Consider the following 24675-nt stretch of genomic DNA (forward strand, 5'->3'; position numbering starts at 1 on the left):
GGGAGTCGACGGACTCCCTGCTTTTACTACTTCTTGTCTTCTTCCTGCCGGATCGGCGGTTCTTCCTCATCACCAATTTCAGTGGAATAGCTGATTTGATTCAAATCATACTCGTGGGCAACGGTTCCTCCGGCCATCCCTTCATTGATCATCCGGTCAATGTCCAGATAGAGCTTTTTCTTTCCTTCGTAATCGGTTTCTTTTTCTGACATCACACAGTCCTCCTTTTTTATGTAGTCTGTCCCAAATAAATACGTAAATATGAGCTTAAAATTTTTATGAAGCGGGTATAAGACACTATTAATTGTATTTTTGAGGAGGAGCATCACATGGCAGACTACAGCCAGGTTGTGGAAAAGTACTTTTTTATCATCAGGAAGAAACACTTACAGGGCGGCTTAAATATAAATGAGTACAACAAAAAGGTAGAACTCATCAATTTATGGTTTATCCGGCACACCTTGCGTTCAGGTCTGACAAAAAAAGAAGTACAATAAACATTTAAATAGATAATAATCGTGAACTTCCGAAAAAAAATTCGGAAGTTTTTTTATATAAAGGAATATCGATCAAAAAAAACGTATTCTAAGTAGTGAAACCTTCGAATGCGTTCATGCGTAGAAGGAGTATTGATTTTACATACTTTAGGAGGAAGAACGATGAATAACCATGAAATTGATTATAAAATTTATGGAGATGACATGCAGTTTGTTGAAGTGGAGCTGGATCCCGGTGAAACGGTTGTAGCGGAAGCCGGCGCCTTGATGATGATGGAGGACAGCATCAGCATGGAAACCATCTTTGGGGATGGATCTTCCCAGGGGTCAGGGCTGATGGGCAAGCTGTTCAATGCCGGCAAGCGCATGCTGACGGGAGAAAGCTTGTTTATGACGACCTTCACAAATGATGGCTCAGGTAAAAAACACGTTTCCTTTGCTTCTCCATATCCCGGAAAAATCATTCCGATGGATTTAAGCGAATATGACGGAAAAGTGGTCTGTCAAAAGGATGCCTTTTTGGCGGCAGCAAAAGGAGTATCGGTTGGCATCGAGCTGCAGCGGAAGCTTGGGACCGGTTTTTTCGGCGGTGAAGGCTTCATCATGCAAAAGCTGGAAGGAGACGGAATGGCTTTTGTTCATGCAGGGGGTACCATTCATGAAAAAACCCTTCAGCCCGGCGAAGTTCTCCGTGTGGATACCGGATGTCTCGTTGCGATGACAAAGGACGTCGACTACAGCATCGAAATGGTGAAGGGAGTAAAAACCGCCCTCTTCGGCGGTGAGGGGCTGTTCTTTGCGACACTTCGCGGCCCCGGCAAAGTCTGGATCCAATCCTTGCCGTTCAGCAGGCTCGCAAGCAGAGTCTTTGCGGCGATTCCTCAATCAAAGGATGAAGGAAGCATGGCAAAAGGGCTGTTCAACATCTTTGATGGAGATTGATTTAATATAGGCAAACAAAAGGATGGCGCCCTGGCGCCATCCTTTCTTTGCGGGTTATGTACGTTCTTCCTCTGTCTGGTACCGATTAATTTCATTCGATTGAAGCTCGATCAGCCGTTCCAGCTTCTCGTTTCTTAAACGGTCGGCTTCCAATTTCCGTTTCATAAAGCCCATGGCCTTAAACAAAAAGATGATGGTCAAAACGATGATAAAAATCATGACGATAAAGGACAGTAAACTAAAGATGCCCATTAACGCACCGATGGCATCTAAAGGACCGTTGGGCTGTATATTATCCATTGTGTTCCCCCTTTTTAGTTTCCATAGTTACATAGCCTTATCCATCCTTATCTAAACCACTTATTGAAGAGAGGCCATTTAACCTTTAATATCATAACAGACCCCACTTTTTAAATCACGATTGTACGGGTTGTTCAGCAATTTTTGTTACAATAAAGGAAGATAACTATAGATCTGAGGTAGGAGCAAATGAGTTTATTATCGGTTGAACAACTTTCAAAGAGTTACGGAGATAAAACCCTGTTTCAGGATATCTCCTTTACAATAAGTGAAAAGCAGCGGATTGGCGTTATCGGTGTCAATGGAACAGGGAAGTCAACTCTGCTTAAAATCATTGCGGGATTGGAATCGGCTGACGCCGGAGAAATCATTCATGCTAATGATTTTCATATCGAATATCTTTCGCAGACTCCTTATTTCAAAGAGGGAGTTACGGTTCTTGAGGCTGTATTTTATGGGAATTCCCCGCTTATGCTGCTGCTGCGCGAATATGAAAAAGCAATGAGCAGCCTTGAAGCAGATCCACAGAACGAAAAGCTTCAGAACAAGCTGTTTTCCCTTCAGCAGAAGATGGATGCCATGGATGCGTGGGACACGAATACCACGGCGAAAACGGTGCTTAACCGTCTCGGCATAACGATGCTTAATCAGCAGGTAAGCACACTTTCCGGCGGACAGCAAAAACGGGTGGCGATTGCCCGCGCGCTGATCCAGCCGGCTGATCTTCTCATACTGGATGAGCCGACCAACCACATTGATAATGAAACGGTGGAATGGCTTGAGGACTTTCTTGCCAAATACAGAGGCGCCCTTCTGATGGTGACGCATGACCGTTACTTTTTAAACCGGGTAACGAACCGGATGATTGAGCTTGAGGGCGGAAATCTGTATGCGTATGAAGGAAACTACGAAATGTTTCTGGACAAGAAGGCTGAGCGGGAAGAACGTGAAGCGTCTTCGGAACAGAAGCGTCAAAATCTCCTTCGCCGTGAGCTGGCATGGCTCCGAAGGGGAGCTAAAGCCCGGACAACGAAACAGAAGGCAAGAGTTCAGCGTGCGGAAGCGTTAAAAGAACAAGAGGGTCCCGGACAAAAAGGCCAGATGGATGTGGCGATCGGTTCCGCAAGACTCGGCAAGAAGGTGATCGAAATTGAGGAGATCTCCAAATCGTTTAACGGAAAGACACTGTTCAGCGATTTCAGTTATCTGGTCATGCCGGATGACAGGCTGGGTATCATTGGTAAAAACGGAAGCGGTAAAACGACGCTTTTAAATATCCTGGCAGGTAAGATTTCTCCGGACACCGGGCAGGTGGAAACAGGACCCACCGTTAAACTGGGCTTCTACACCCAAAACCATGAGGAAATGGATGAGAGCATGCGGGTCATCGAGTATATACGTGAAGCGGCTGAGGTCATTTATACAAAGGATGGCCACTCTATCACTGCATCGCAAATGCTCGAGAGGTTTCTTTTCTCTCCAAGCTCGCAATGGACGTATATTTCCAGGCTTTCCGGAGGGGAAAGAAGGCGTTTGTACTTGCTGCGGGTATTGATGGATGAACCAAATGTACTTTTCCTGGATGAACCGACAAACGATCTGGATATTGAAACATTGTCCGTTTTGGAAGATTACCTGGAGCATTTTCCGGGTGCCGTCATTACCGTTTCCCATGACCGGTATTTCCTTGACCGGACGATGGATCACCTTTTTGCCCTGGAGGGGAACGGGAAGGTCGATAGGTTTGATGGTGACTATTCGGGATACCTTGAGCAAAAAAGAAAAGAAGAAGAACTGGCAGCGTCCAAACCGGCAGCTGCTCCTGCTGATTTAAAACCGAAAAAAGAAAAAGCCCGCCGCCTGTCCTACAAGGAACAAAAGGAATGGGAGAGCATTGAGGACACCATTGCGGAATTGGAAGAAAAGCATGAAGAAATAGAGTCGCAGATTGCCTCCGCGGGAAGTGACTTTGGCAAGATTGATGGCTTGTTCCGTGAACAGCAAGAAGTGGCAGCCCAACTTGAAGTGGCCATGAACCGCTGGGAAGAGCTTTCAGTACTCGTGGAAGAGATTGAAAAAAATAAATAAAACGCAGAACGAAACCGCACTTACAAGTGCGGTTTTTCTGTCTTTTTAAATGCTTTGCCTGTAAGAATATTTTTGGCATACCAGACAGGGCCTACAAGAAGATAGACAGGATTCTTAAGAAATGAAGGTTTTTTTCCTTCAAAAAGGTGTCCGATAAATTGAAGGATCCATCCAGTAATAAACAGCACAAGTGCCAGTTTCCACCGCCAGAAAAAAAGAGGCAGCGAAACAACGATCATCGGTATGCCGATCGTGTGGGTCAATTTATTTATGGGGTGCTGATGATCCTCTTTGTACTTTTCAATAAAAGACTGATTGGCCATCTTTTATCCCTCCTTATGGGTGACTTATTCGGGCTTTAAGGCAGCCATTCCTTCAATAATGACATAAAAATGAGAAATCCTTACAGCATGGACAATTGTATTTTTTAAATAGTATAAATATTCTAATAATAGTAGTATAGTCCCGTTTCAAAAGACTCTTGTTATGATATTTTTAGTAAGCAGTCATTTACAGAGGCTTACAGAAAGGTGGGATAACGCTATGCTTTTCTGCGAAAAAGTAGATCATTCGTATGCTACCCAATTCATCTATAATTACAGGAGTGAATACGAGATAAGCAGATTGGCATAAATTTGGTACTAGAATAATACGGTCATATCGTACGGATTATGGGTTATTTTGTAATTTTTTAGGGTTATTCGGGTCTAAAGAACTAAATAAAAATATGAAAAAAATGCTATTTTAGTAAATTAGTACAATCCTCTTTAGCTTAGTAATATGATACCTTTAAAAAGTAAGTATACAGAAAATTCATGCTGTTCAAAAACAGGAGGGGTTACATTGGGAAATTGGTCAAAAAAATTGGGCTCATCGCTCTTGATTGGCGGACTCTCTTTGGGTCTATTGTCACCATCGGCATTTGCAAGCGATGTACAGCCGTCGAAGGGTAAAACATCTGAGTTTGCACCGGTCGACATGAATGTTGTCGATCAGGATCGTCTCGCTAAGGCGTTGAAAGAACGTGGGCTAATCGCCAAGAATGCATCAAAGGTTGATACAGCCAAGGCAGTACAGAAGTACATAGAGCGTAAAAATGAAAAAACAGGTGGAGCAGAAAACATCGCTGCTTCTTCATCATCCAGCAAGAAGAGCTTTGATCAAAAAACAAAGTCTTTCCTTAAAAAGCAAAAGGAGCAGTTGTCCAAGAAGTTGAACAACAGCCATGCAAAGCTGCAAAAAGGCGGTTCTTCTGACGGTTTTGTCCATGTTAAACCGGCAAAAGGCAAGAAATATGATGGTCCAGTAAGAAAGGACAAAGTACTTGTGCTTTTGGCAGAGTACTCTGATTTCAAACACAACAACATTGAGCAGGAACCAGGCTATATGTATTCTGATGACTTTAACCAGCAGCATTATCAGAAAATGCTTTTCGGGGACAAGCCTTTTGAGCTGTTTGACGGATCAAAGGTAGAAACATTCAAGCAGTACTATGAAGAGCAATCCGGCGGAAGCTATACTGTAGAAGGAACGGTTTCCCCATGGCTCACGGTTCCTGGTAAAGCCGCAGACTATGGTGATGATTCACCGAAAGGCGGAAATGACAACCAGGCACCACTGGGACCTCGTGATTTCATTAAAGATTCCTTGAACGCTGCTGTTAAAGCAGGTATTAATCTAAAAGACTATGATAATCTTGATATTTATGATCTTGATGGTGATGGCAACATCAATGAGCCGGACGGATTGGTTGACCACTTGATGGTAATCCATGCTGGTGTTGGACAGGAAGCTGGCGGAGGAGCACTTGGAGACGATGCAATCTGGTCTCACCGCTGGACAATTGGCCAACAGCCATATAAGATCCCAGGAACTTCAACGGATGTTCCTTACTGGGGCGGACAAATGGCTGCGTTCGATTATACAGTTGAGCCTGAAGACGGTGCGGTTGGTGTATTTGCCCATGAATTCGGACATGACTTAGGCCTTCCAGATGAGTATGATACACAATATACCGATGATGGTGAGCCGGTTGCTTCATGGTCCATCATGAGCGGCGGAAGCTGGAACGGGGAAATTGCAGGAACAACACCTACAAGCTTCTCACCGCAAAATAAAGACTTCTTCCAAAAAAATATGGGAGGAAACTGGGCAAACATTCAGGAAATTGATTACAAGGACGTCGATAAGCTCGGTCTTCTAACGACTGTTGACCAGTCTGTAACCAAGTCCAAGAATCCAGGGGTCGTGAAAGTGAATCTTCCTGACAAAAAAATACAGGATATTAAACCTGCCTTTGGTGAGAAGTACTTCTATAGCACAAAAGGCGATAGCTTGAACACCACAATGACAACGCCTGAATTCGACCTTACAAATGCTAAATCTGCAAAATTTGATTTTAAAGCAAACTACGAAGTTGAGTACGATTACGACTTCATGACAGTTAAAGCTGTAACTAGCAATGGTACTGAAAAGGTTATCGATGTTATTGGTGATGATGATACTAATGGTGACACTAAAGCTGAAACTTCCAATGGCGAATGGGTCGACAAGAGTTATGACCTATCTGAGTTTGCCGGACAAAAAGTGAAACTTGTGTTTAACTATGTAACCGACGGCGGATTAGCGTTGAAAGGGTTTGCGATGGACAACCTTTCACTGACTGTAGACGGTAAAGTAGTCTTTACAGACGATGCTGAGGGTACACCTAAGCTTACGTTCACTGGCGGTGCAAAAGCTACAGATGGTGTTGAATTAAAAGCAAACAACTACTACCTCGAGTGGAGAAACTATGCTGGCGCGGATAAAGCTCTTAAATTCGCACGCGGAGTAAAGTACAACACAGGTATGGTGGTATGGTATGCCGATGACAGCTACTCCGATAACTGGACTGGCCCGCATCCTGGCTACGGATTCCTTGGAGTGGTAGATTCCCACCCTAAAGCAATCGTTGGTACACTCAATGGCAAACCTACCATTGAAAATTCTACTCGCTACCAGGTGGCAGATGCTGCCTTCTCATTTGACAAGGCTCCATCCTGGTACATTAACTCTCCATCCCGCGGTATCTTTGATTACAAAGGACTTAAAGGTGTGAGATCGTTTGATGACTCCAGAGAGTACATCGACTGGACTGATTACAACGGAGCCGAAGAAGATGGTGTTATTGCTGATGCAGGACGCATCCTTCCGCACCTTGGATTACAGTTCCATGTACTAGGTGAAGCAAGCGACAACTCTGCCGGTACAATCTGGATCCGCAAAAGATAATGATTGAAAAACCCTGGGTGGCTTCAGCCATTCAGGGTTTTTTTTGAATCTTTTGAATAACATGTTTACAAATCCTGCATACTTATACTATAGTTAAGATATTAAAGAGTCTTTTAAGGAGGTATGTTTTATGAACATCGCTATTGTATCTGCCATCATTGTTGTTAATTTCATATCACAGCCCTCCGGTAACCTGGACCTTTAGTTTTTTTGATGCACGTTTGTGCAAACTTCAATGGTTAAGTGTATTTACCCGCGGGCTGTGTATTATGCCCACGGGTTTTTATTTTTGTAAGGAAGACTGCTGTTTGTGCAGCTTCCTGCGGACCGGTGACACGGTCTTTTTTTATGCAAAAAAACAACTTATCTCATTGGAGGAAATTACATTGAATTTAATACAATTAGGCTGGGAATCTTTTTTTGAAAATCATTTTACCGATTATGATCAAGAACATTTTACGGTAGGAAGAGTGGCTCTCGAGCATAAGAGGATGTACCGCTTGTTTACCGAACATGGTGAGCTTCTTGCTGAAGTGACAGGAAAGCTTCGCCATCGGGCCACCGAACGACAGGATTATCCTGCAGTTGGTGACTGGGTGGTCATTACTGCGAGGCCGGAGGAGCAGAAAGCATCCATTCATGCGATCTTGCCACGAAAGAGCAAGTTTTCAAGAAAGGCAGCAGGAGTTACAACCGAAGAACAGATCGTGGCGGCCAATATTGATACCGTTTTTCTTGTGAATGCCCTTAACACCGATTTTAACCTTCGCCGTATGGAGCGTTACTTGCTCATGTCCTGGGAGAGCGGGGCAAACCCTGTGATTGTTCTGAGTAAGGCGGATCTTTGTGATAACGTTTCACAAAAGGTAATGGAAGTGGAGAGCATCGCGATGGGAGTGCCTGTCCATGTCATCAGTGCTGAAAAAGGAGAAGGGCTTGATCAGTTGTCTTCTTACCTGGAATCGGGCCAGACTGTGGCATTGCTTGGGTCTTCGGGAGCGGGGAAATCCACGTTAACAAATGCTCTGTACGGTGAAAAGAAACAGGAAGTGAAGACCATCCGGGAAGATGATGACAAAGGCCGCCATACCACGACTCATCGGGAACTGGTATTGCTTCAGGATGGAGGAGTAGTCGTTGATACTCCTGGAATGCGGGAACTTCAGCTGTGGGAAGCGGATGAAGGGGTAAGCCAGAGTTTTTCGGATGTGGAAGCAATTGCCGACAACTGCAGGTTCAGGGATTGCCGTCATACAACAGAGCCGGGATGTGCGGTGCAGGCCGCCATTTTAGACGGCACATTGGATCAGGACCGCTACAACAGCTATGTTAAGCTGCAAAAAGAGCTGGCGTTCCTCGCGAGAAAAGAGGATCAGCGTGCAGCACTGGCAGCAAAAAACAAGTGGAAAAAAATCAGCGGGGATCGTACTCGTGTGAACCGCAAATAAAAAAGAGCAGCCGGGATTTTCCGGCTGCTTATTTTTACGCCTGAAGGTTTTTTATCTCATCCAATACGCCATCCCAAAGCTTGATGCGCATTTTCAAGGATTTCATAGCGGCTTGCTTTGCCTGCTGCAGCTTTTCCGGATCATCGCCGCACAGCGCAAGCAAAAGTTTTTCCGCAAGCGGGCCATGCTCATCCCCATCCAGTTCAATGTGGCGGTTAAGGTAATATTTAAGTGTTTTGGCTTCCACTCCGTGAGAAGAAACTTCATCAACAAGAACCTGAAACATGTCAGGAATCAAGTCTTCTCTTCCGAAAAAGAAAGCAGCGGCCACCTCATGCACTTCACCCTGCTGAGCAAGTTTTAAGCTGTGATGTGTAAATGCAGCAGCACTCTTTGGAATTTCATCCGACTCAAGTGCAAGAAGGGCGTCTTCTCCTTCTTTAACCCTTGTAAGATAGGTCACAATAGGATTGGTGTCTGCTTTTACCTCTTTCATTCCCTTTAGATAAAGCTCAAAGTGGCTGATAAATCCGCCTTCCCCGTCTTCATCTGTTTCTTCCCCCAAAACAATTTCATTAATAAATCGTGCGTACTCCGGATGAGGTGCCGGCATCCATGGCAGTGACACAGAGGTAAGTTCAATTTGTAGCTTTTTCAGGAGACTCATAAAATCCCACACCGCAAATACATGGTGCTTCATCAAGATTTTTACCCGTTCTGAATTCGTCAGCTGTCTGTAGAGAGGATGATGAAGCAGTTCCTCCCGTATATCTTTCAGGTCATTAAAAACATCGTTTTCCATAGTAAGTAAGCAATCCTTTCTTTTAGTTCCGGTGTTTGATGATTTGCCAGAATGGTAATGGTTATAAGATAACGAAAAATATAGCGAGGTGATCAGTTTTGCTGCAAAGATTCACGATACAGACACATAATCGGGATGAAATGCTGGATATAACGGAAACGGTTCGTGCATATATCCAGGAACAAGGTGTACAGGAAGGAATTCTTTATGTATATTGTGCCCATACAACCGCAGGGATAACAATCAATGAAAATGCCGATCCGGATGTAAAATCAGATATGCTGATGAGACTTGACGAAGTGTACCCGTGGGAACATCCGAAGTACCGCCACGGGGAAGGCAATACCGCTTCTCATTTAAAAGCAAGTACGGTGGGTTCCTCTCAAATGGTCATAATCAATGATGGCGATCTTGTTCTTGGGACCTGGCAGGGCATATATTTCTGTGAATTTGATGGGCCCCGTTCCCGGAAATACTTTGTAAAAGTGCTCCCGGATTAAGCAAAGGGGCTCTCCAAGAAGCCGTTGTTTTTCGTTCCAGGCCGCTCGCTTTCCGTGGGGCGTGCGGTGAGCCTTACCGGCGTAAACGCCTACCTTTTGGCGCAAGCGCCTGCGGGAGTCTCACCTGTCACGCTAGGCCCACAGGAGTCTCGCACCTTCCACTACAATCAACTTTTCATGGATGCTTTTTACGCAAAAAAGAGGCTGCCTGAAGGTCAATTTTTGACTTTTAGGACAGCCTCTTTTGCTAACTATTTAGGCAAAGTCTTTCTGCTTCTAACAAGGTGTCTTTTGCGCTGCTGTATATGGATAAGTCAAAAAGGCGATCCATCGGTGTAGGCTCACGATTGATTAATACGGTCCTTCCTTGGCTCATGGAAGGAAGCTGGTTCACAGGATAAACCTGCAGGCTTGTGCCAATCACCAATACCAAATCCGCCTGCCGGATGGCTGTGATTGCTTGATGCCATACATCTTCAGGGAGAAGTTCACCGAAAAGAACGATGGATGGCCGAAGCCTCCCTCCGCATGAACAGGCTGCCCCTTCTTTAAAATTTTCCACTGAATGCATGTTGCTGCAGGTATGGCAGTAAATCTTTTGGAGTGATCCATGAAGTTCATAAATATTCCTGCCCCCGGATCTTCGGTGAAAGCCGTCAACATTCTGGGTAGCAACCGCATGAATCATCCCATTTTGCTGCAATCTTGCCAAAGCTTCATATCCTTCATGAGGCATGCAGGTCTCAACATCCTGCAGACGAAGAGAGTAAAATTCGTTAAAAAGATCATAGTGATTTTCCAGGGCTTCGACTGATGAAACATAAGCCGGGTCAAAGTTTTTCCAAAGTCCATTGTTTGACCTGAAATCGGGTATTCCGCTTTCGGTGGACATCCCGGCTCCGCTCAATACGACCGTATAAGAAGAATCGTTTAACCAAGTGGCCAGCTGTTTAATCGCCTGTTGATCCGTCAAGAGACATCACTCCTTTTAGTACCCATTATAGTACACTAAAGGTTTTCTTCTTATTTTTTTGCCCATTTAACGGTATACTTTTAAAATAGTATGGAAACAGATGGGGGAGTCTTGAATGATTAAAGTACTGTTTGTATGTCTCGGCAATATTTGCCGTTCACCAATGGCTGAAGCAATCTTCAGGGATATGGTATCGAAGCGGAAATTGGAGAATAAAATTTCAGTGGATTCTGCCGGAACCGGAAACTGGCATGAAGGTGAACCTCCTCATGAGGGGACACAAAAGCTGTTAACAGATAAAAAAATCTCATTTGAAGGGCAAAAAGCAAGGCAGATTACAGGTGCCGATCTTTCTGAGTATGACTACGTCATCGGAATGGATGCTGAAAATGTCGGGAATCTTCAGCAGCTCGCCGGCAATACACCTGTGGAACATGTAGCAAGACTTATGGATTATGTACCTGGAAGCGAAGTGCAGGATGTCCCGGACCCGTATTTTACAGGGAATTTTGATGAAGTTTACTCAATGGTAAAGGAAGGATGCACTCATCTGCTTGATGAGATAATGCAGAGAGAAAACCTTTAGGAGGAAACGAAATGGGTATTGTTCGAGAGCTTTCAACACCGGTGGAAGTAAAAGAAGCATTTCCAGTCATGAAGCAGCTGCGTCCTCACTTAACAGAAGCATTGTTTCTTTCTTTATATGAAGAAATGAAGCTGAACGGCTATACAGTGCTTGCATGCTATGATAATGAAACGCTTGTTGCTGTTGGGGGTTTTGCCGTGTTGACCAATCTTTACTACGGGAAGCATGTGTGGGTTTACGATCTGGTGACCGATGAGAATGTCCGTTCAAAAGGCCACGGGGAAGAGCTGCTTTCATTCATTGAATCGTTTGCAGTGCAAAACAATTGTAATTGTGTAGCCCTCTCCTCTGGCACAGCACGGACAGATGCCCACCGGTTTTATGAGGCAAGAATGGGCTATGCCAGGGTCAGCCATGTATTTAAAAAAGATTTTGCCACATAAAAAAACCGTTGCGCCTAATGGCGCAACGGTTTTTTTAGTATTGAGTGTTATGCGTTTCTACGCATACCACGCATAATAGCACTGACAATCAATACAACGACAATCGCACCAATGATCGCTGGTAAGATCGCGAAACCTGCTACTGTAGGACCCCAGTCACCAAGAACTAGTCCTCCAAGCCAAGCTCCAACAAAACCTGCGATAATGTTACCAATGATTCCGCCAGGAACGTCACGTCCTGTGATTACTCCTGCTAACCAACCAATAATACCACCTATAATAAGTGCCCAAAGAAAACTCATGTGTGTGTTCCTCCTTAAAATTTTTGTTTTATTGTGTTGTACCGTTAAGATACCCATTGATTAAAAAAATTAAACAAAAATAAAAAAATGTTTTTTCATTCCAAGCATCGGGAATGTAATCCGTACACTGACGCAAATACTTTATTATAAGGAGAGATGTAAAAATGGCTTATCAAAGCTACGAACCGTATCCGAAAAATGAAAGTAAATTTTTAAAAGGCATTTTAATTGGGGCTGCTCTTGGGGCTGCAGTTGCTATGCTGGACCGTTCAACACGGCAATCCATGAAGCAGCGTTCCGTCGGGATGAAAGATACGACCATGAACCTTGCAAGAACGGTAAAAGATGATCCGCAATCTTTGACAAGCGGCATGAAGGAAACGTTTCAATCCGCATCTACAGCTGTAAATGATGTAGTAGAAGATGTAAAGCATCTTATGAATACAGTGGACAGTGTGAAAACCACAGGAATGCAAGCTGTAGAACAAGTAAAAGGAGCAGGAAGCGAAGTTGCTAAAATCGGCAGCAAACTAAAGGATGCCGGACAGGATGTCAAAGAACACAGCAAAGATACAGTAGCTGAAATTTCAGACAAAAATTCCACATCACCAACTTCATCTACTTCTACTTCAGGTCCATCCTATGCGGATTTAGACAATGAACCGCATGTAATCGGGAGAAATCAGGGCAACTAAACGTTGCCCTTTTTTTTCAATGGGCTCAAACAGCGAGGTGAACCTATATGAATTTATTTAGCCAGCTTAAAGGCATATCGCCAAAATCCTTTGCAGTGGAGTTTATGCACAGTTTTAAGAAAAATGACGTACCGGATTTGGCCGCACAGCTCGCTTACTATTTTCTTTTGTCTCTTTTTCCATTTTTGATTTTCCTGATCACACTTGGTGGTATCTTTATATCTCCGGAGGATGCTGTTAAAGTGTTAAACAATGTCGTACCGGGTGAATCCATGAAGGTGATCAGAGAAAACCTGCAGACTGTTATTGAATCCAAAAAGGGAGGACTGCTTTCCTTCGGGATCATTGCTACTCTCTGGTCTGCGTCAAATGGCGTAAATGCGGTCATTAAGGCGTTGAATGAAGCATATGGGGTTGAGGAGTGCCGGTCGTTTATTATGGCGAGAACCCTTGCCGTGTTCCTTACCATTGGACTGATTATTGCTATCGTTGTCTCTCTTGTCCTTCCCGTTTTTGGGAAAATGATTGGTGAATTTATTTTTTCCTATCTCGGACTGGATCAGGTCTTCCTCAGCATATGGGGATTAATGCGCTGGCTGATTAGTTTTCTGGTCATTGCGGTAGTATTTTCCATCCTTTATTACACGGGACCATGCAAAAGACTGAAATATCGTGAAGTATGGTATGGGGCTATCTTTGCCACAGTTGCCTGGCTGATTGTTTCCTTGTGCTTTGCATTTTATGTCGACAGCTTCGGAAATTATTCCGCTACATACGGAAGCCTTGGAGCCGTGATTGTCCTCATGCTGTGGTTTTACTTAACAGGAATGGTTATCGTTCTTGGCGGCGTGATTAATGCGACACTGCACAAATTCAAAGTGGATCAGGCATATGAAAGAGGCTTGCTGACAAAAACAAGATAAGCTATTTAAAAAAACCGCGCATTTAGCGGTTTTTTTATTGCACAAATTTATCCCCGTAACGCATGATTTACTACCGACCTCATATGGTATAATGAACAGGGCGTTTTTGAGCGGAAGATATATGGATTGTTCTGCGATTGGCCGGGATCAAGCAATTGAATGGAGAAGGAAAATGACCAAGAATAAAAATGTAACAAAGAAAAAGGCCCGGTTAAAGTGGAGAAATATCGGCTGGTTCATGTTTTTAATTTATTTTACGATTCTGATATACGCCACTCTTTTTACATACAACCATTATGTGTACGGGAAATCACTAAACCTGGTGCTCTTTGACAGCATAAGGCTGATGTGGAAAAGCCGCGATTACTGGCTGATTTTCAAAAACATTATCGGGAACGTCATTTTGTTCTTTCCTCTGGGATTCTTGCCTCCACTAATCCATCGCTTCTTTTCAAAATGGGGACTTATGTTCTTCATCGGATTCGGGACAAGCTCAGTGATCGAAGTCCTGCAATATAGCTATGCCCATCGCATTTTTGATATCGATGACATCTTATTAAACGGATTTGGCACTATGGTCGGGCTTGCAGTGTTTAAATTTTGCGCCCTGATTTACCGAATCGTTGAAAATAACATAATAAAGAGAAAAAGGTAGCTCCCACAGCTGCCTTTTTGCCGTTTTTCGAGCTTTTTGTGCGGGTGGAGAGGGCGGATGATGGGTTAGTTGCGGTTTGACTTTTCATAAAAAAGAGCCGCCTGACAGAAGTTCAGGCGGCTCCTAACAACAAAATATGATCCAGCTTCAACGCCTAGAGACTCGATCACTTCGGTCTTTGTCAGAAAACAAAAAGCGTTTTATGCCCAAGTCCTCCAGTGCTGGTCGACTCTGTACAGGGTTTCAGCTTTTCTTGTCCAGACTTCATGACCTAGCTCCTCGACCGTTTCACTCCTTCAAAGCAACACAAAAGGCGTATTGCCATTCAGGAGTTCCAACGCTTTTCGGAGCTGAACAGGCCATTCAGCTTTTCCAACTTACTTCGTTTCTTTTCCTAATACTCGGTTTACACGTTTGGTGAGCATTTTCATGCCCTCGCCGCCTGCTTGGAAGTGGCGGAGTTTTCCTTCTGCGTCGAAAACATAATAAGCTGGAACGTATTGGTTTTCGAAGGCATCAGTAAGGTTGTGCTGGTTATCAACAAAGATAGGCTGTTTGATGTCGTGTTCTTTTGCTACTTCTTTGATTTGGTCAAGGTCCAAATCTTTTTCGGAACGTGGCATGTGCACGGCAACGACATTAAGTTCATCTTTATAATCATCACGGAACTTGTTGATGTTAGGCATAGCTTCTTTACATAGTCCGCAGCTTACAGACCAGAAATGAATAAGAGTCGGTTTGTTGCCGATTAGCTCTTCTTTTTTAACTTCTCCATTAATCCATTCGGTTGCGCCGTTTAGTTCCGGCATTTCATCGCGTAATTTCATGAATAAGTGGCTCCTTTGCTAATTGTTTTATTTATAATTATTATTATTTAATTTCTATTATAAGTATAAGGAATTTCAGCACAGATTGCAAAAATATTGCCTTCTCTAGTATGCATTATGAGTGCTTATATTATAGGTTGCTCAGCCTGCGTTTTTTTGCTGCTGATTTTTTTCACCTGTTCCTTTATGAAAGTAGGTGACAAGGAGGAGAATAAACAGCATGCCGCTGATTGCGTAAATAAAGGCGCCTGATTGGAATGCTCCGATAAGCCAGCCGCCGACAAGCGGACCGGTCATACTTCCGGAACTAAAAGCGATTCCGGCCATAATATTGCCAACAGGCAGTAGATGCAGGGGAAGGAGATCGCTCATATACGTAATTCCAAGTGAAAACAGGGAACCGACAAACATTCCGGCTATGAAAAACATAAGCAAATAAATCCACATGTTGCTCCCTGCCCATAACGTCGTTGTAAAGGCCAGGAATCCTACAAAAAGGCATACGAGAAGTACTCTCCTCCTGCCAAACCGGTCACTCCACAATCCAAGAGGCAATTGAAAGATAAGACTACCAACCACGAAGGATGGCAGCAAAATGGAGACCCAATCGACCGGTATGCCATTCCGCAATGCGTAAACAGGGAAAGAACCGTTTAATGAAGCCTCCAGAAATCCGTAGCCAAACGCAGGCAGGAGGGCTACCCAGGCCGAACGGATAACTTCCCGGTAGCGTCTGAACGTATTCATTCCTGCTTCTTTTACACCTTCCGATTCTGGAAATTCATTTTGAATGAACGTCATAATAAAGAGTGAGATCAGGCAAAAAGCTCCTGAAATAAGAAAAGGCAAAGCTTCGTTTACAGAGGCCAGCCGGGTCATAAGCGGCCCTATGCCAAAACCGGCACCAAATGCGATTCCGTACAAAGCGATGTTCCGCCCGCGTTTTTCAGCGGGGCTGTTGGATGTAACCCAAACCTGTGTGGAGAAGTGAAGCATATGGTCTCCCACTCCAATCACCAGACGAAGCGCGAACCAAAACCAGAATGCTTTCCACCAGGGGAATAAAAAAAGAGATACAGTCACAAGAACAAGCCCTGACAGGATAATTTTCTTATAACCAAATCTTCTCATCGGTTTTTCGATAAAAGGTGAGGCCAGTACAATGCCAATATACAGAGCAATTGCATTTAATCCGTTTAATGTGGAAGAAGTGCCTGCCTCTTCCAACAGAATCGCGATCAAAGGCAGAAGCATTCCCTGAGAAAATCCTGAGATAAAAACAATACTTACTAAAACGGAGAATTTTGATCGTGTTAATACAGCCATTAGTTAAACCTATCCTTTACGTCAAATCTAATTTCATTTTACAATGAATAGCCTTGGCATGGACAGGAAATCGCAATTTTTGTAAAAACCATGGAAAGTTGTATAAACTGTATGGTATATGAGGTGATGATAATGGAATTTACTATGAGAGAAAACGGGTTTCAAACACAATTTGAATATGGATCCCTTGATGTTTCCGGAGATGCAGACTATGGCTTCAGGCCTTATCAGCTGATGGTGTCATCTGTGGCGGTTTGCAGCGGAGGAGTGCTTCGAAAAGTACTTGCAAAAATGAGGCTGGATGTGGAAGATATCAAAATTAAAGCAGATGTGGTGAGAAATAAGGAAGAAGCAGACCGGATCGAAAGTATCCATATGCATTTTATTTTGAAGGGGAATAACCTTTCACCTGAGAAAATCGAAAAAGCACTGCGCGTTACAGAGAAAAACTGTTCAATGGTTCAGTCAGTGAAAGACAGCATCCATATCAGTGATTCATTTGAACTGGTTTCATAAAGAAAAAGCATTCCTCAAAGGGAATGCTTTTCCTGATTTATTACATATCCAATGTAACGGGCTCTTTTTCCTTGGAATTCATCAAACGGAATGAAGTGGGCTGAATCTCCAGGATGATTAAATCCGGATCATCCGGACCTGTAAACCAGTTCTTCATCATATCCTCCCAGAATTCCTCTTTAATAACTTCTTTCTCGCGAATTCTGATTGTTCCCTGCATTTCAATATAAGGGCTGTTCCAGTCTGTGTAGCCTAAAAGAACATGAACATTTGGATTTTCTTCAATCTCGTCCACTTTATGTGTTTGTTTACTTGTTGCTGTTAACAGGGTAATATCATCACGTTGGAAGTACATGTACCGTGCGTTTGGTTTGTTCTGTGAAACGGTGGAAAGGGTGCCGATGGGATTTGAGTCCACAATATCTTTAATTTTTTGCTTAAATTCTTCCTGATTCATAAATAATTCTCCTTTCAATTTTCACCTGTTAAAATAGTTCCACAAATTTGAAGGGAGTAAACACAGAACCGGATTTTTGATCCAGGAGAGGAGAGAGGACATGGCGCTTAGCCACGATTTTACAAAAGGCAACCTGTTTAAAAGCATGATTTTTTATTCCTGGCCCATTTTCCTGAGCAATCTCCTGCAGGTTTCCTTTCAGATCATTGACAGCTATTGGGTCGGGAATCTCCTTGGGAGCAGGGAAGTCGGAGCGATTTCAATATCTTCCACGGTCATTTTTGCCGTATTGTCGTTTATTATTGGAATCAACGGAGCCACACTGACGGTTCTTTCGCAGCAAAAGGGGGCAGATGATGCTGAGGGGCTTAAGAAATCGGTGAATGCCTTTGTGACCCTTTTGGGATGCTTGGCGATTTTACTTGGTGTTATCGGTTTCTTTGCGTCAGAATGGCTGCTTCAGCTTCTCGGAACACCGCAATCCGTGATGCCCATGGCAGTAAATTATCTTCAGATAAATTTTGCGGGAATATTGTTTTTGTTTGGCTATAATTTCATTTCGACCATCCTCCGGGCATTGGGGGACAGTAAAACACCTGTACAGTTTGTCGTGATTGCCGTCATTCTAAATGCTATTCTGGATCCTTTGTTTATCAGTGGATTTAAGCTGGGATTAGACGGTGCAGCTTACGCAACAATCCTTTCGCAAGGTGTCGCTTTTCTGTATGGAGTGTATCACTCTATTAAAACAGGCAAAGTGCCTTTTGAAGTTCCTCATCTCCCTGACCGCTATTATTTAAAAACAGTTACGGCCCTTGGACTTCCGGCCGGACTTCAGATGCTGCTGATATCGGGTGGAGTGGCTGCCATCATGAGCGTTGTTGCTTCCTTTGGGGAAGATGTGGTTGCCGGGTTTGGGGTCGCCCAGCGGATGGACAGCCTGATCATGCTTCCGGCCATGACGCTCGGCTCAGCCGTAAACAGTATGGCAGGCCAGAACATTGGTGCCAACAAATGGGACAGGGTTTCAGCGGTGGCAACCAATGGGATATATCTTATTTTGAGTGTGACTTTTTTAATCAGCGGTGTAGTATTTGCCGGAGCTCCCTGGTTTATTTCCCTGTTTGTAAAGGACGCAGAAACCATTGAATTTGGTGCTCAATATTTAAGAAGCATTGCTTTCTTTTATCCGTTTCTCGGTATTAATTTCGTCTTGAACGGCGTTGTCCGGGCATCTGGCGCCATGGTGCAGGTGCTGATCCTGAATCTCATTTCCTTTTGGGTTCTTCGCTACCCGCTCACCTATTTATTTGCAAAATGGTTCGGGGAACAAGGAATAGCCTATGGCATGTCAGTAAGCTTTATCATCAGCAGTGTATATGCGATAGCTTATTACAAATGGGGAAAATGGAAAGACATCCGAATTTTAAAACATAAAAAAGACGCCTGAATTTGCGGGCGTTTTTTTGTGTAAAAATTTGTTATCAGCCCTTTATGGATAAATTTCTACAACAAGAAAAAAATAGGGATATAAAAGGAGGAAAAACACATGAAACGGAACACTTTGGTGTCGGGTTTACATCGGAACCCAGCCGCCTTATTCCTTGTTATAATTATGATTTTTTCCCTGACAGTCCAGCCGCATTCCGCAGCTGCAGCAGGTGTGAGGGTTCCTGGATCGGTTGTGAGTATCTCAAAGGAAAACACCTATCCTAACTCAGCACAGGACCTTCCTTACCTTGAGCCGAGCAAACTGGCAAAATCAATGCTGAAAACATCCAACGTAGCCATAACAAATCCGGATTTGATCCGTATGCTGAACGAATCTGTGATTCATCCATCAAAACTGGCCATCGGGTACAGAGCTAGAATTTTCCTTGGCGTGTGGCCACTCTCATATCAATCTACAGAGTCATCGGTCAATTGGGAATATCAGCAAATTAATTTGAACAGGCTCGACAACAGGGGAGGCAAGTCGCTTGCCCAGCTGCGCTATCAGCAGCAATCGCATAAACGGGTGTCAGGTGGCCTTACTGCTGAAATTCCTAACAGTGATGCCGTAAAGAAAATGATGATGATTGCTGCGGGAGAAAAAACCAAACTTCCCCTTTCATTTCAGACGAATATTGGAGCGGGTACCAAGAAAAACAATGTATACAATATTGCTCCAAAGCAAGTTGGCTACCTGGCCAGCTATGTGCCGGCTGTGAATGAAAAAGGCAGGGTCACATATGGTGAGGTCTATATCGTCCTAAAAGGAAGCAAACGGAAAATTGAAGTGCAAAATGTAACCCAACAGGGAATCGGAGCATGGATTCCGGTGCAGGAACACGTCTCTTTCAGATTTCATTCGTCGAATATGTAAATAAAAAAGAACCAGCATAAGCTGGTTCTTTTTTATTTTTGAAGCTCGCAGTCTTCAACCCACTGTTCGCTCCAGGATTGAATAGATTCAATGATGGATCTCAGGGATTCTCCCTTTTCGGTTAATGAATACTCGATGCGGACCGGAGTTTCAGGATAAACCTGGCGTGAAACAATACCCACGGATTCCAATTCTTTCATGCGCTCCGTAAGCATGCGGTCGCTCATCTCGGGAATTTGCTTTTTAATATCCTTAAACCGCCTTGATCCTCCCAATAAGACACGGATGATAAGACCCGTCCACTTTTTTCCTATAATATCTATCGCTACTTCATATCTGGGACACATTGTGTTGTAATCCATACAATTCACCTCATTGTATTGATCTTTCGAATATCAGGCTTACTAAATATAGCCTTTCCTATGATGATACTCCCAAAACTTACTATTGTAAAGTTTATAACTTTTTAATTAGTCATATATTGGAAGAAAGCGTCGTAAAATCAATTTCTTTGTAATACGTGTCTTTGACCAGCAGATTTGGACCAAGACATTTGACGGCCGGGCAATGGCAATTCACCGATTTTGCTGCCGGTGTATTGAACCATGCTTCATAAGCTTCAAGAAACGAGGTAGTTTGTATATTGCCGAGTGGGGGAGTATCGCCAAAGTCAGTAACAATAATTTCCCCATCAAACAAATTTACGTTCAGACGGGAACGCCCATCGGGATCATTCCGGACGGTTACATTCTTCTCAGTGTACAGCCGCTTTAATAATTCCGTGTCTTCATTTGAAGCAGAGCAAGGATAAAAAGGCAGGGTTCCAAACAGCATCCACACGTCAGGATTGCGGACATCGAGCAGTCTGTGTATTGCCGACCGTGTATCCTCCAGTGACAACACCTGAAGTGAGCTGGCAAAGTCACTTGGGTACATAGGATGAATTTCATGGCGCTGGCATCCCATTTCCTGAATATGATTATGAATCGTTTCAAGATGGGGCAGAGTTGTCTTGTTCAGCATGGTTTCTGCAGATACAAGGACGCCTCTTTTTGTCAGCTCTTGTGCATTATGTACCATCCGGCCAAACAATGCGGTCCGCTGTTCAAATGAAGGTTTCCGGTCCATTTGGGCAAAACCAATTTCGGCAAAGTCCTCCAGGGTGCCCCAATTATGGGAAATATGAAGAACATCCAAGTAGGGAAGAATAGGCTCATAACGTTCCAGGTCAAGGGTCAGGTTAGAATTGATTTGTGTTCTTGCCCCCCGTGACGACGCATAGCGAAGCAAAGGAACAACGTATTGTTCGACGGACTTTTTTGACATCATCGGCTCTCCGCCGGTGATGGAAAATGACCGGAGATCAGGAATTTCTTCCAACCGGCCAATAAGAAGTTCAAGCGACAGAGGTTCCGGATCCTTCACATTCAATGTATATCCCACAGCGCAGTGTGCGCAGCGCATATTGCAAAGATTTGTTGTCGTGACTTCGATATTGGAAAGCTGCATGGTGCCGTGTTTTTCGACATCCAAATAAGCTTCCCAGGGATCATGCTGGATGGAAATTGGTTTTTTTACCATCATAAAAAAAACTCCTTTAGTAATAAAACGGGTAAAAATATCACGTTTCCGCAATCTATATAAATACACCATATGATATCGCAATCGCTGCAAAAGAAAAAGGGCTGTGTGGATTTAATTGGCACAGATTCAATCCTCTGATACAGTATGAGGGAAAGGAGAGGTATATGTGGGTAAATCAGTGGAAGATAAATCATCTCAAAAAGATTACATTATAAATCGGGTAGACATGCTGCTGCAGGTGCTGGACTCAATTGATGCGGAAACTGCGGGAGTGGAAGAGATTGACCGTATCATCGGGATGCTCGATGATCTGGAACTCAAGTGCAAACAATTCCGCAATAATTGGGAAAAAGAATAAATTGGAACGAAAAGTAAGCGCTCTTTTCACCTTTTTGTTATAATGGTATTGGTTTAAATCGATACAAATTATTTTTAAATAATAAAAGGGGTTAGAGCATGGAAAAGTTTCAGGAGAGCATGTATAAGCTAATCGTGGAAACCTCAACAAATTTGCCAAAGGATGTCCGCAGAGCCATCGCGGCAGCGAAAATTCGCGAAAATGCAGGCACCCGAGCAGCAATGTCGTTAGACACGATTACAAAAAACATTAAAATGGCCGACGATAACGTTTCACCGATCTGTCAGGATACGGGACTGCCGACCTTTAAAATTAAAGTACCAGTTAACGTCAACCAAATCGAAATGAAAAAGGCGATTAAAAAAGCGGTTGCCGAGGCGACAAGTGATACGAAGCTTCGTCCCAACTCCGTGGATTCCATCACTGGCGAAAACAGCGGTGATAATCTTGGCGAGGGAACGCCTGTCATTAAATTTGAGCAATGGGAAAACGACTATATTGATGTCCGCCTGATTCTAAAAGGCGGCGGATGTGAAAATAAAAATATTCAATACAGCCTTCCAGCTGAACTTGAAGGGCTTGGCCGTGCAGGACGCGATCTTGATGGCATCAGAAAATGCATCATGCATTCGGTTTACCAGGCGCAAGGCCAGGGATGCAGTGCCGGTTTCATCGGTGTAGGCATCGGAGGAGACCGTACAAGCGGTTACGAGCTTGCCAAGGAGATGCTGTTCCGCTCCGCGGATGATGTTAATTCGAATGAAAACCTGCGAAAGCTTGAAGAATACGTAATGGAAAATGCCAACAAGCTTGGCATCGGAACTATGGGCTTTGGCGGAGAAACCACCCTGCTTGGATGTAAAGTTGGCGTTATCAACCGTATTCCTGCCAGCTTCTTCGTATCCGTGGCCTATAATTGCTGGGCATACCGTCGTTTAGGCGTTAAGCTTGATCCGGCTACTGGTGAAATTCAAGAGTGGCTGTATCAAGAAGGCGAAGACGTCGACTTTGACAAAATGAAGGAAGAAGCCGCTGCGGCCCTCGAGGAAAAAACGGAAGTGCGCCAGGTGACACTTGAAGCACCGATCACAGAAGAACAAATTCGTGAACTGCGCGTAGGTGACGTTGTTACAATCAACGGTATGATGCATACCGGACGTGACGCCATTCATAAATATTTAACCGACCATGATGCACCAGTAGATCTGAACGGACAAATTATTTATCATTGCGGCCCGGTTATGGCCAAAGACGGTGAAGGCAACTGGGAGGTTAAAGCTGCCGGTCCAACAACCTCCATTCGCGAAGAGCCGTATCAGGGCGATATTATGAAGAAGTTCGGTATCCGTGCGGTTATCGGCAAGGGCGGAATGGGCAAAAAGACCCTTCAGGCGCTTGGCGAGCATGGCGGTGTTTACTTGAACGCCATTGGCGGAGCGGCGCAGTATTATGCAGAGTGCATGCACAAAGTAGAAGGCGTTGATTTAATGCAATTTGGTATTCCGGAAGCCATGTGGCATATTAACGTAAAAGGCTTTACCGCGGTCGTTACCATGGACTCCCACGGCAACAGCCTGCACCAGGACGTGGAAAATTCCTCACTGGAAAAACTCGCGCAATTTAAAGAACCTGTTTTTAAATAAAGAGCAATTAATAAAGATCGGGAGTTTTTTGAAGAAACCTCACTGCCAGTTGATTGGAGTGTAAGGTGCGAGACTCCTGGAAAAGCGGGACAGATGAGACCAATGAGGCGCTTGCGCCGTTCCCGCAGGAGCTTGCGACGAGGAAGTAGGTGCTCGCACCGGTGAGGCTCAGCGCCCGCCCTCGGAAAGCGAGCATCCTGAAACGGAAATCAACCACTATCAAAGACATCTTTGTCAAAAAGACCGGCCAAGCTGCCGGTCTTTTTTTCATGGCAAAGACTTCCTTGTATGCTTTTAATCCATACATAAAAACTAGAGGTATGGATGAATTCAGCAAGGAAGGAGAGAAACGCCATGAAAAAGTGGGGAATATCCGCACTGATGATCGGTGCGATATTGCTGGTAACAACTCATACCGCTTATGCATTGCAGCCTTCAACTACCCGGCATGAGTGGTATTTTCAGAAGAAAGGGAATGAAGTGCCGCCGACTACGGATCAGCGTTATCTGCAGCTTATGGAGAAATACGACGGTCTTTTTTTAGGAGACCCGCAGAGAAAAGACATTTATCTCACCTTTGATAATGGGTATGAAAATGGCTACACTGATGATGTTTTGAATACGTTAAAGGCAAAAAAGGTGCCAGCCGCCTTCTTTGTCACCGGACATTTTATCAACACCCATCCAGACTTGATATTGCGTATGGCAAAGGAAGGCCATATTGTCGGAAATCATACAAACCACCATCCTGATATGACACAAATCAGTGCTGGCCGCATGAAAGAGGAATTGGAATCGGTTAAGCAAAAATATCAGAAAATCACGGGCAGAGATGATATGCATTATCTTCGTCCTCCACGTGGAGTGTTCAGCGAACAGTCAATTTCCGTATCCAGGCAACTGGGATACCGGCATGTATTTTGGTCGCTGGCGTTTGTTGACTGGGAAGTGAACCGGCAGCGCGGCTGGCAATATTCCTACAACAACATCATGAAACAGATTCACCCGGGCTGCATCCTGCTCCTTCACACAGTTTCAAGGGATAATGCAGAGGCACTGGGCAAAGCCATTGATGATTTGAGAAAGCGAGGCTATACGTTCAAAAGCCTTGATGACTTGAAAATGGACAACCAGACAAAGAAACCAGCTCAAGAAAAAAGCCTTCGATAAGGCTT

29 protein-coding genes are annotated in these 24675 nt (G+C 44.0%); 17 read left to right on the plus strand and 12 right to left on the minus strand.

Features of this window, described 5'->3' with window-relative positions; all coding sequences use genetic code 11:
- Window positions 1-26 precede the first annotated feature (26 nt).
- Window positions 27-212 carry a hypothetical protein gene (locus QYB97_RS20590; protein ID WP_090237438.1) on the minus strand — a complete coding sequence of 62 codons (186 nt, stop codon included), beginning with the start codon at window positions 210-212 and terminating at the stop codon, window positions 27-29.
- Between the two features lie 117 nt (window positions 213-329).
- On the opposite strand from QYB97_RS20590, the gene QYB97_RS20595 reads away from it, so the two are divergent.
- Both QYB97_RS20595 and QYB97_RS20600 read left to right on the plus strand, forming a co-directional pair.
- Window positions 330-497, plus strand: coding sequence for a hypothetical protein (locus QYB97_RS20595; protein WP_156412591.1), 168 nt, complete (start codon window positions 330-332; stop codon window positions 495-497).
- Window positions 498-659: 162 nt separating this feature from the next.
- The gene (locus QYB97_RS20600; RefSeq protein ID WP_301167910.1) at window positions 660-1439 is read left to right on the plus strand and encodes a TIGR00266 family protein; all 780 of its coding nucleotides are present in this window, start codon (window positions 660-662) and stop codon (window positions 1437-1439) included.
- A 54-nt stretch (window positions 1440-1493) separates the two neighbouring features.
- Here QYB97_RS20600 and QYB97_RS20605 read toward each other — a convergent pair whose 3' ends face one another.
- Complete coding sequence (locus QYB97_RS20605) at window positions 1494-1739, minus strand: hypothetical protein (protein WP_301167911.1); 246 nt, start codon at window positions 1737-1739, stop codon at window positions 1494-1496.
- 189 nt (window positions 1740-1928) lie between these two features.
- On the opposite strand from QYB97_RS20605, the gene QYB97_RS20610 reads away from it, so the two are divergent.
- A complete protein-coding gene (locus tag QYB97_RS20610; RefSeq protein ID WP_301167912.1) occupies window positions 1929-3827 on the plus strand; it encodes an ABC-F family ATP-binding cassette domain-containing protein in 1899 nt (632 codons plus the stop codon).
- A gap of 20 nt (window positions 3828-3847) precedes the next feature.
- On the opposite strand, the gene QYB97_RS20615 is transcribed toward QYB97_RS20610, so the two are convergent.
- Window positions 3848-4150, minus strand: coding sequence for an Mpo1-like protein (locus QYB97_RS20615; protein ID WP_301167913.1), 303 nt, complete (start codon window positions 4148-4150; stop codon window positions 3848-3850).
- A 520-nt stretch (window positions 4151-4670) separates the two neighbouring features.
- Here QYB97_RS20615 and QYB97_RS20620 point away from each other — a divergent pair.
- Window positions 4671-7097 carry an immune inhibitor A domain-containing protein gene (locus QYB97_RS20620; RefSeq protein ID WP_425589831.1) on the plus strand — a complete coding sequence of 809 codons (2427 nt, stop codon included), beginning with the start codon at window positions 4671-4673 and terminating at the stop codon, window positions 7095-7097.
- A 386-nt stretch (window positions 7098-7483) separates the two neighbouring features.
- On the plus strand, window positions 7484-8545 hold the full coding sequence (gene rsgA, locus QYB97_RS20625; protein ID WP_301167914.1) for a ribosome small subunit-dependent GTPase A: 1062 nt from the start codon (window positions 7484-7486) through the stop codon (window positions 8543-8545).
- A gap of 34 nt (window positions 8546-8579) precedes the next feature.
- Here rsgA and QYB97_RS20630 read toward each other — a convergent pair whose 3' ends face one another.
- The gene (locus QYB97_RS20630) at window positions 8580-9347 is read right to left on the minus strand and encodes a DUF3050 domain-containing protein (RefSeq protein WP_301167915.1); all 768 of its coding nucleotides are present in this window, start codon (window positions 9345-9347) and stop codon (window positions 8580-8582) included.
- A 98-nt stretch (window positions 9348-9445) separates the two neighbouring features.
- Here QYB97_RS20630 and QYB97_RS20635 point away from each other — a divergent pair, with 98 nt between their 5' ends.
- Window positions 9446-9847: a secondary thiamine-phosphate synthase enzyme YjbQ gene (locus tag QYB97_RS20635; RefSeq protein WP_301167916.1), complete on the plus strand. Its 402-nt coding sequence runs from the start codon at window positions 9446-9448 to the stop codon at window positions 9845-9847.
- A gap of 247 nt (window positions 9848-10094) precedes the next feature.
- On the opposite strand, the gene QYB97_RS20640 is transcribed toward QYB97_RS20635, so the two are convergent.
- Window positions 10095-10820, minus strand: a complete 726-nt coding sequence (locus tag QYB97_RS20640; RefSeq protein ID WP_301167917.1) for an SIR2 family NAD-dependent protein deacylase — start codon at window positions 10818-10820, stop codon at window positions 10095-10097.
- 115 nt (window positions 10821-10935) lie between these two features.
- Between QYB97_RS20640 and QYB97_RS20645 the strand changes: the two genes are divergently transcribed.
- Together QYB97_RS20645 and QYB97_RS20650 are read left to right on the plus strand one after the other, a co-directional pair.
- On the plus strand, window positions 10936-11406 hold the full coding sequence (locus tag QYB97_RS20645) for a low molecular weight protein-tyrosine-phosphatase (RefSeq protein WP_301167918.1): 471 nt from the start codon (window positions 10936-10938) through the stop codon (window positions 11404-11406).
- 11 nt (window positions 11407-11417) lie between these two features.
- The gene (locus tag QYB97_RS20650; protein WP_301167919.1) at window positions 11418-11849 is read left to right on the plus strand and encodes a GNAT family N-acetyltransferase; all 432 of its coding nucleotides are present in this window, start codon (window positions 11418-11420) and stop codon (window positions 11847-11849) included.
- 47 nt (window positions 11850-11896) lie between these two features.
- On the opposite strand, the gene QYB97_RS20655 is transcribed toward QYB97_RS20650, so the two are convergent.
- A complete protein-coding gene (locus QYB97_RS20655) occupies window positions 11897-12151 on the minus strand; it encodes a GlsB/YeaQ/YmgE family stress response membrane protein (protein WP_301167920.1) in 255 nt (84 codons plus the stop codon).
- A gap of 164 nt (window positions 12152-12315) precedes the next feature.
- Here QYB97_RS20655 and QYB97_RS20660 point away from each other — a divergent pair, with 164 nt between their 5' ends.
- The 3 genes from QYB97_RS20660 (at window position 12316) to QYB97_RS20670 (ending at window position 14424) form a co-directional block, all read left to right on the plus strand.
- A complete protein-coding gene (locus tag QYB97_RS20660) occupies window positions 12316-12846 on the plus strand; it encodes a YtxH domain-containing protein (RefSeq protein ID WP_301167921.1) in 531 nt (176 codons plus the stop codon).
- A gap of 47 nt (window positions 12847-12893) precedes the next feature.
- Complete coding sequence (locus QYB97_RS20665) at window positions 12894-13769, plus strand: YihY/virulence factor BrkB family protein (RefSeq protein ID WP_301167922.1); 876 nt, start codon at window positions 12894-12896, stop codon at window positions 13767-13769.
- 172 nt (window positions 13770-13941) lie between these two features.
- Window positions 13942-14424: a VanZ family protein gene (locus tag QYB97_RS20670; RefSeq protein WP_301167923.1), complete on the plus strand. Its 483-nt coding sequence runs from the start codon at window positions 13942-13944 to the stop codon at window positions 14422-14424.
- 377 nt (window positions 14425-14801) lie between these two features.
- On the opposite strand, the gene QYB97_RS20675 is transcribed toward QYB97_RS20670, so the two are convergent.
- Window positions 14802-15251 (minus strand): TlpA disulfide reductase family protein, encoded by a 450-nt coding sequence (locus tag QYB97_RS20675; RefSeq protein ID WP_301167924.1) that lies wholly within the window; start codon window positions 15249-15251, stop codon window positions 14802-14804.
- A 141-nt stretch (window positions 15252-15392) separates the two neighbouring features.
- The gene (locus QYB97_RS20680; RefSeq protein ID WP_301167925.1) at window positions 15393-16577 is read right to left on the minus strand and encodes an MFS transporter; all 1185 of its coding nucleotides are present in this window, start codon (window positions 16575-16577) and stop codon (window positions 15393-15395) included.
- 132 nt (window positions 16578-16709) lie between these two features.
- Between QYB97_RS20680 and QYB97_RS20685 the strand changes: the two genes are divergently transcribed.
- Window positions 16710-17093, plus strand: a complete 384-nt coding sequence (locus tag QYB97_RS20685; RefSeq protein ID WP_301167926.1) for an OsmC family protein — start codon at window positions 16710-16712, stop codon at window positions 17091-17093.
- Window positions 17094-17133: 40 nt separating this feature from the next.
- Here the strand turns inward: QYB97_RS20685 and QYB97_RS20690 are convergent, their stop codons facing one another.
- Window positions 17134-17550: a pyridoxamine 5'-phosphate oxidase family protein gene (locus tag QYB97_RS20690; protein WP_301167927.1), complete on the minus strand. Its 417-nt coding sequence runs from the start codon at window positions 17548-17550 to the stop codon at window positions 17134-17136.
- Between the two features lie 100 nt (window positions 17551-17650).
- Between QYB97_RS20690 and QYB97_RS20695 the strand changes: the two genes are divergently transcribed.
- Window positions 17651-19000, plus strand: coding sequence for an MATE family efflux transporter (locus QYB97_RS20695; RefSeq protein WP_301167928.1), 1350 nt, complete (start codon window positions 17651-17653; stop codon window positions 18998-19000).
- A 99-nt stretch (window positions 19001-19099) separates the two neighbouring features.
- Window positions 19100-19915 (plus strand): YfkD famly protein, encoded by an 816-nt coding sequence (locus QYB97_RS20700; protein ID WP_425589832.1) that lies wholly within the window; start codon window positions 19100-19102, stop codon window positions 19913-19915.
- Window positions 19916-19947: 32 nt separating this feature from the next.
- Here QYB97_RS20700 and QYB97_RS20705 read toward each other — a convergent pair whose 3' ends face one another.
- Together QYB97_RS20705 and yfkAB are read right to left on the minus strand one after the other, a co-directional pair.
- Window positions 19948-20277, minus strand: a complete 330-nt coding sequence (locus QYB97_RS20705; RefSeq protein ID WP_301167929.1) for a winged helix-turn-helix transcriptional regulator — start codon at window positions 20275-20277, stop codon at window positions 19948-19950.
- A gap of 112 nt (window positions 20278-20389) precedes the next feature.
- A complete protein-coding gene (gene yfkAB / locus QYB97_RS20710; protein ID WP_301167930.1) occupies window positions 20390-21499 on the minus strand; it encodes a radical SAM/CxCxxxxC motif protein YfkAB in 1110 nt (369 codons plus the stop codon).
- 166 nt (window positions 21500-21665) lie between these two features.
- Between yfkAB and QYB97_RS20715 the strand changes: the two genes are divergently transcribed.
- Entirely contained in the window at window positions 21666-21857 is a 192-nt protein-coding gene (locus QYB97_RS20715) for an SE1561 family protein (protein ID WP_301167931.1), read from the plus strand.
- A 98-nt stretch (window positions 21858-21955) separates the two neighbouring features.
- On the plus strand, window positions 21956-23500 hold the full coding sequence (locus QYB97_RS20720; protein ID WP_301167932.1) for a fumarate hydratase: 1545 nt from the start codon (window positions 21956-21958) through the stop codon (window positions 23498-23500).
- A 7-nt stretch (window positions 23501-23507) separates the two neighbouring features.
- On the opposite strand, the gene QYB97_RS20725 is transcribed toward QYB97_RS20720, so the two are convergent.
- Window positions 23508-23771 (minus strand): hypothetical protein, encoded by a 264-nt coding sequence (locus tag QYB97_RS20725; protein WP_301167933.1) that lies wholly within the window; start codon window positions 23769-23771, stop codon window positions 23508-23510.
- Window positions 23772-23854: 83 nt separating this feature from the next.
- Here QYB97_RS20725 and pdaA point away from each other — a divergent pair, with 83 nt between their 5' ends.
- The gene (gene pdaA, locus QYB97_RS20730) at window positions 23855-24670 is read left to right on the plus strand and encodes a delta-lactam-biosynthetic de-N-acetylase (protein ID WP_301167934.1); all 816 of its coding nucleotides are present in this window, start codon (window positions 23855-23857) and stop codon (window positions 24668-24670) included.
- The last annotated feature ends 5 nt before the right edge of the window (window positions 24671-24675 follow it).

Origin of the sequence: Fictibacillus fluitans, from assembly GCF_030418125.1 — a bacterium.
Taxonomy (GTDB): Bacteria; Bacillota; Bacilli; order Bacillales; family Fictibacillaceae; genus Fictibacillus_C; species Fictibacillus_C fluitans.

What these genes read in the sequence shown, in the direction of transcription:
- QYB97_RS20590 (WP_090237438.1), bottom strand. Translation starts at nt 212, where the DNA reads ATGTCAGAAAAAGAAACCGATTACGAAGGAAAGAAAAAGCTCTATCTG.
- QYB97_RS20595 (WP_156412591.1), top strand. Translation starts at nt 330, where the DNA reads ATGGCAGACTACAGCCAGGTTGTGGAAAAGTACTTTTTTATCATCAGG.
- QYB97_RS20600 (WP_301167910.1), top strand. Translation starts at nt 660, where the DNA reads ATGAATAACCATGAAATTGATTATAAAATTTATGGAGATGACATGCAG.
- QYB97_RS20605 (WP_301167911.1), bottom strand. Translation starts at nt 1,739, where the DNA reads ATGGATAATATACAGCCCAACGGTCCTTTAGATGCCATCGGTGCGTTA.
- QYB97_RS20610 (WP_301167912.1), top strand. Translation starts at nt 1,929, where the DNA reads ATGAGTTTATTATCGGTTGAACAACTTTCAAAGAGTTACGGAGATAAA.
- QYB97_RS20615 (WP_301167913.1), bottom strand. Translation starts at nt 4,150, where the DNA reads ATGGCCAATCAGTCTTTTATTGAAAAGTACAAAGAGGATCATCAGCAC.
- QYB97_RS20630 (WP_301167915.1), bottom strand. Translation starts at nt 9,347, where the DNA reads ATGGAAAACGATGTTTTTAATGACCTGAAAGATATACGGGAGGAACTG.
- QYB97_RS20645 (WP_301167918.1), top strand. Translation starts at nt 10,936, where the DNA reads ATGATTAAAGTACTGTTTGTATGTCTCGGCAATATTTGCCGTTCACCA.
- QYB97_RS20650 (WP_301167919.1), top strand. Translation starts at nt 11,418, where the DNA reads ATGGGTATTGTTCGAGAGCTTTCAACACCGGTGGAAGTAAAAGAAGCA.
- QYB97_RS20655 (WP_301167920.1), bottom strand. Translation starts at nt 12,151, where the DNA reads ATGAGTTTTCTTTGGGCACTTATTATAGGTGGTATTATTGGTTGGTTA.
- QYB97_RS20660 (WP_301167921.1), top strand. Translation starts at nt 12,316, where the DNA reads ATGGCTTATCAAAGCTACGAACCGTATCCGAAAAATGAAAGTAAATTT.
- QYB97_RS20665 (WP_301167922.1), top strand. Translation starts at nt 12,894, where the DNA reads ATGAATTTATTTAGCCAGCTTAAAGGCATATCGCCAAAATCCTTTGCA.
- QYB97_RS20670 (WP_301167923.1), top strand. Translation starts at nt 13,942, where the DNA reads ATGACCAAGAATAAAAATGTAACAAAGAAAAAGGCCCGGTTAAAGTGG.
- QYB97_RS20675 (WP_301167924.1), bottom strand. Translation starts at nt 15,251, where the DNA reads ATGAAATTACGCGATGAAATGCCGGAACTAAACGGCGCAACCGAATGG.
- QYB97_RS20680 (WP_301167925.1), bottom strand. Translation starts at nt 16,577, where the DNA reads ATGGCTGTATTAACACGATCAAAATTCTCCGTTTTAGTAAGTATTGTT.
- QYB97_RS20685 (WP_301167926.1), top strand. Translation starts at nt 16,710, where the DNA reads ATGGAATTTACTATGAGAGAAAACGGGTTTCAAACACAATTTGAATAT.
- QYB97_RS20690 (WP_301167927.1), bottom strand. Translation starts at nt 17,550, where the DNA reads ATGAATCAGGAAGAATTTAAGCAAAAAATTAAAGATATTGTGGACTCA.
- QYB97_RS20695 (WP_301167928.1), top strand. Translation starts at nt 17,651, where the DNA reads ATGGCGCTTAGCCACGATTTTACAAAAGGCAACCTGTTTAAAAGCATG.
- QYB97_RS20700 (WP_425589832.1), top strand. Translation starts at nt 19,100, where the DNA reads ATGAAACGGAACACTTTGGTGTCGGGTTTACATCGGAACCCAGCCGCC.
- QYB97_RS20705 (WP_301167929.1), bottom strand. Translation starts at nt 20,277, where the DNA reads ATGGATTACAACACAATGTGTCCCAGATATGAAGTAGCGATAGATATT.
- yfkAB (WP_301167930.1), bottom strand. Translation starts at nt 21,499, where the DNA reads ATGATGGTAAAAAAACCAATTTCCATCCAGCATGATCCCTGGGAAGCT.
- QYB97_RS20720 (WP_301167932.1), top strand. Translation starts at nt 21,956, where the DNA reads ATGGAAAAGTTTCAGGAGAGCATGTATAAGCTAATCGTGGAAACCTCA.
- QYB97_RS20725 (WP_301167933.1), bottom strand. Translation starts at nt 23,771, where the DNA reads ATGAAAAAAAGACCGGCAGCTTGGCCGGTCTTTTTGACAAAGATGTCT.
- pdaA (WP_301167934.1), top strand. Translation starts at nt 23,855, where the DNA reads ATGAAAAAGTGGGGAATATCCGCACTGATGATCGGTGCGATATTGCTG.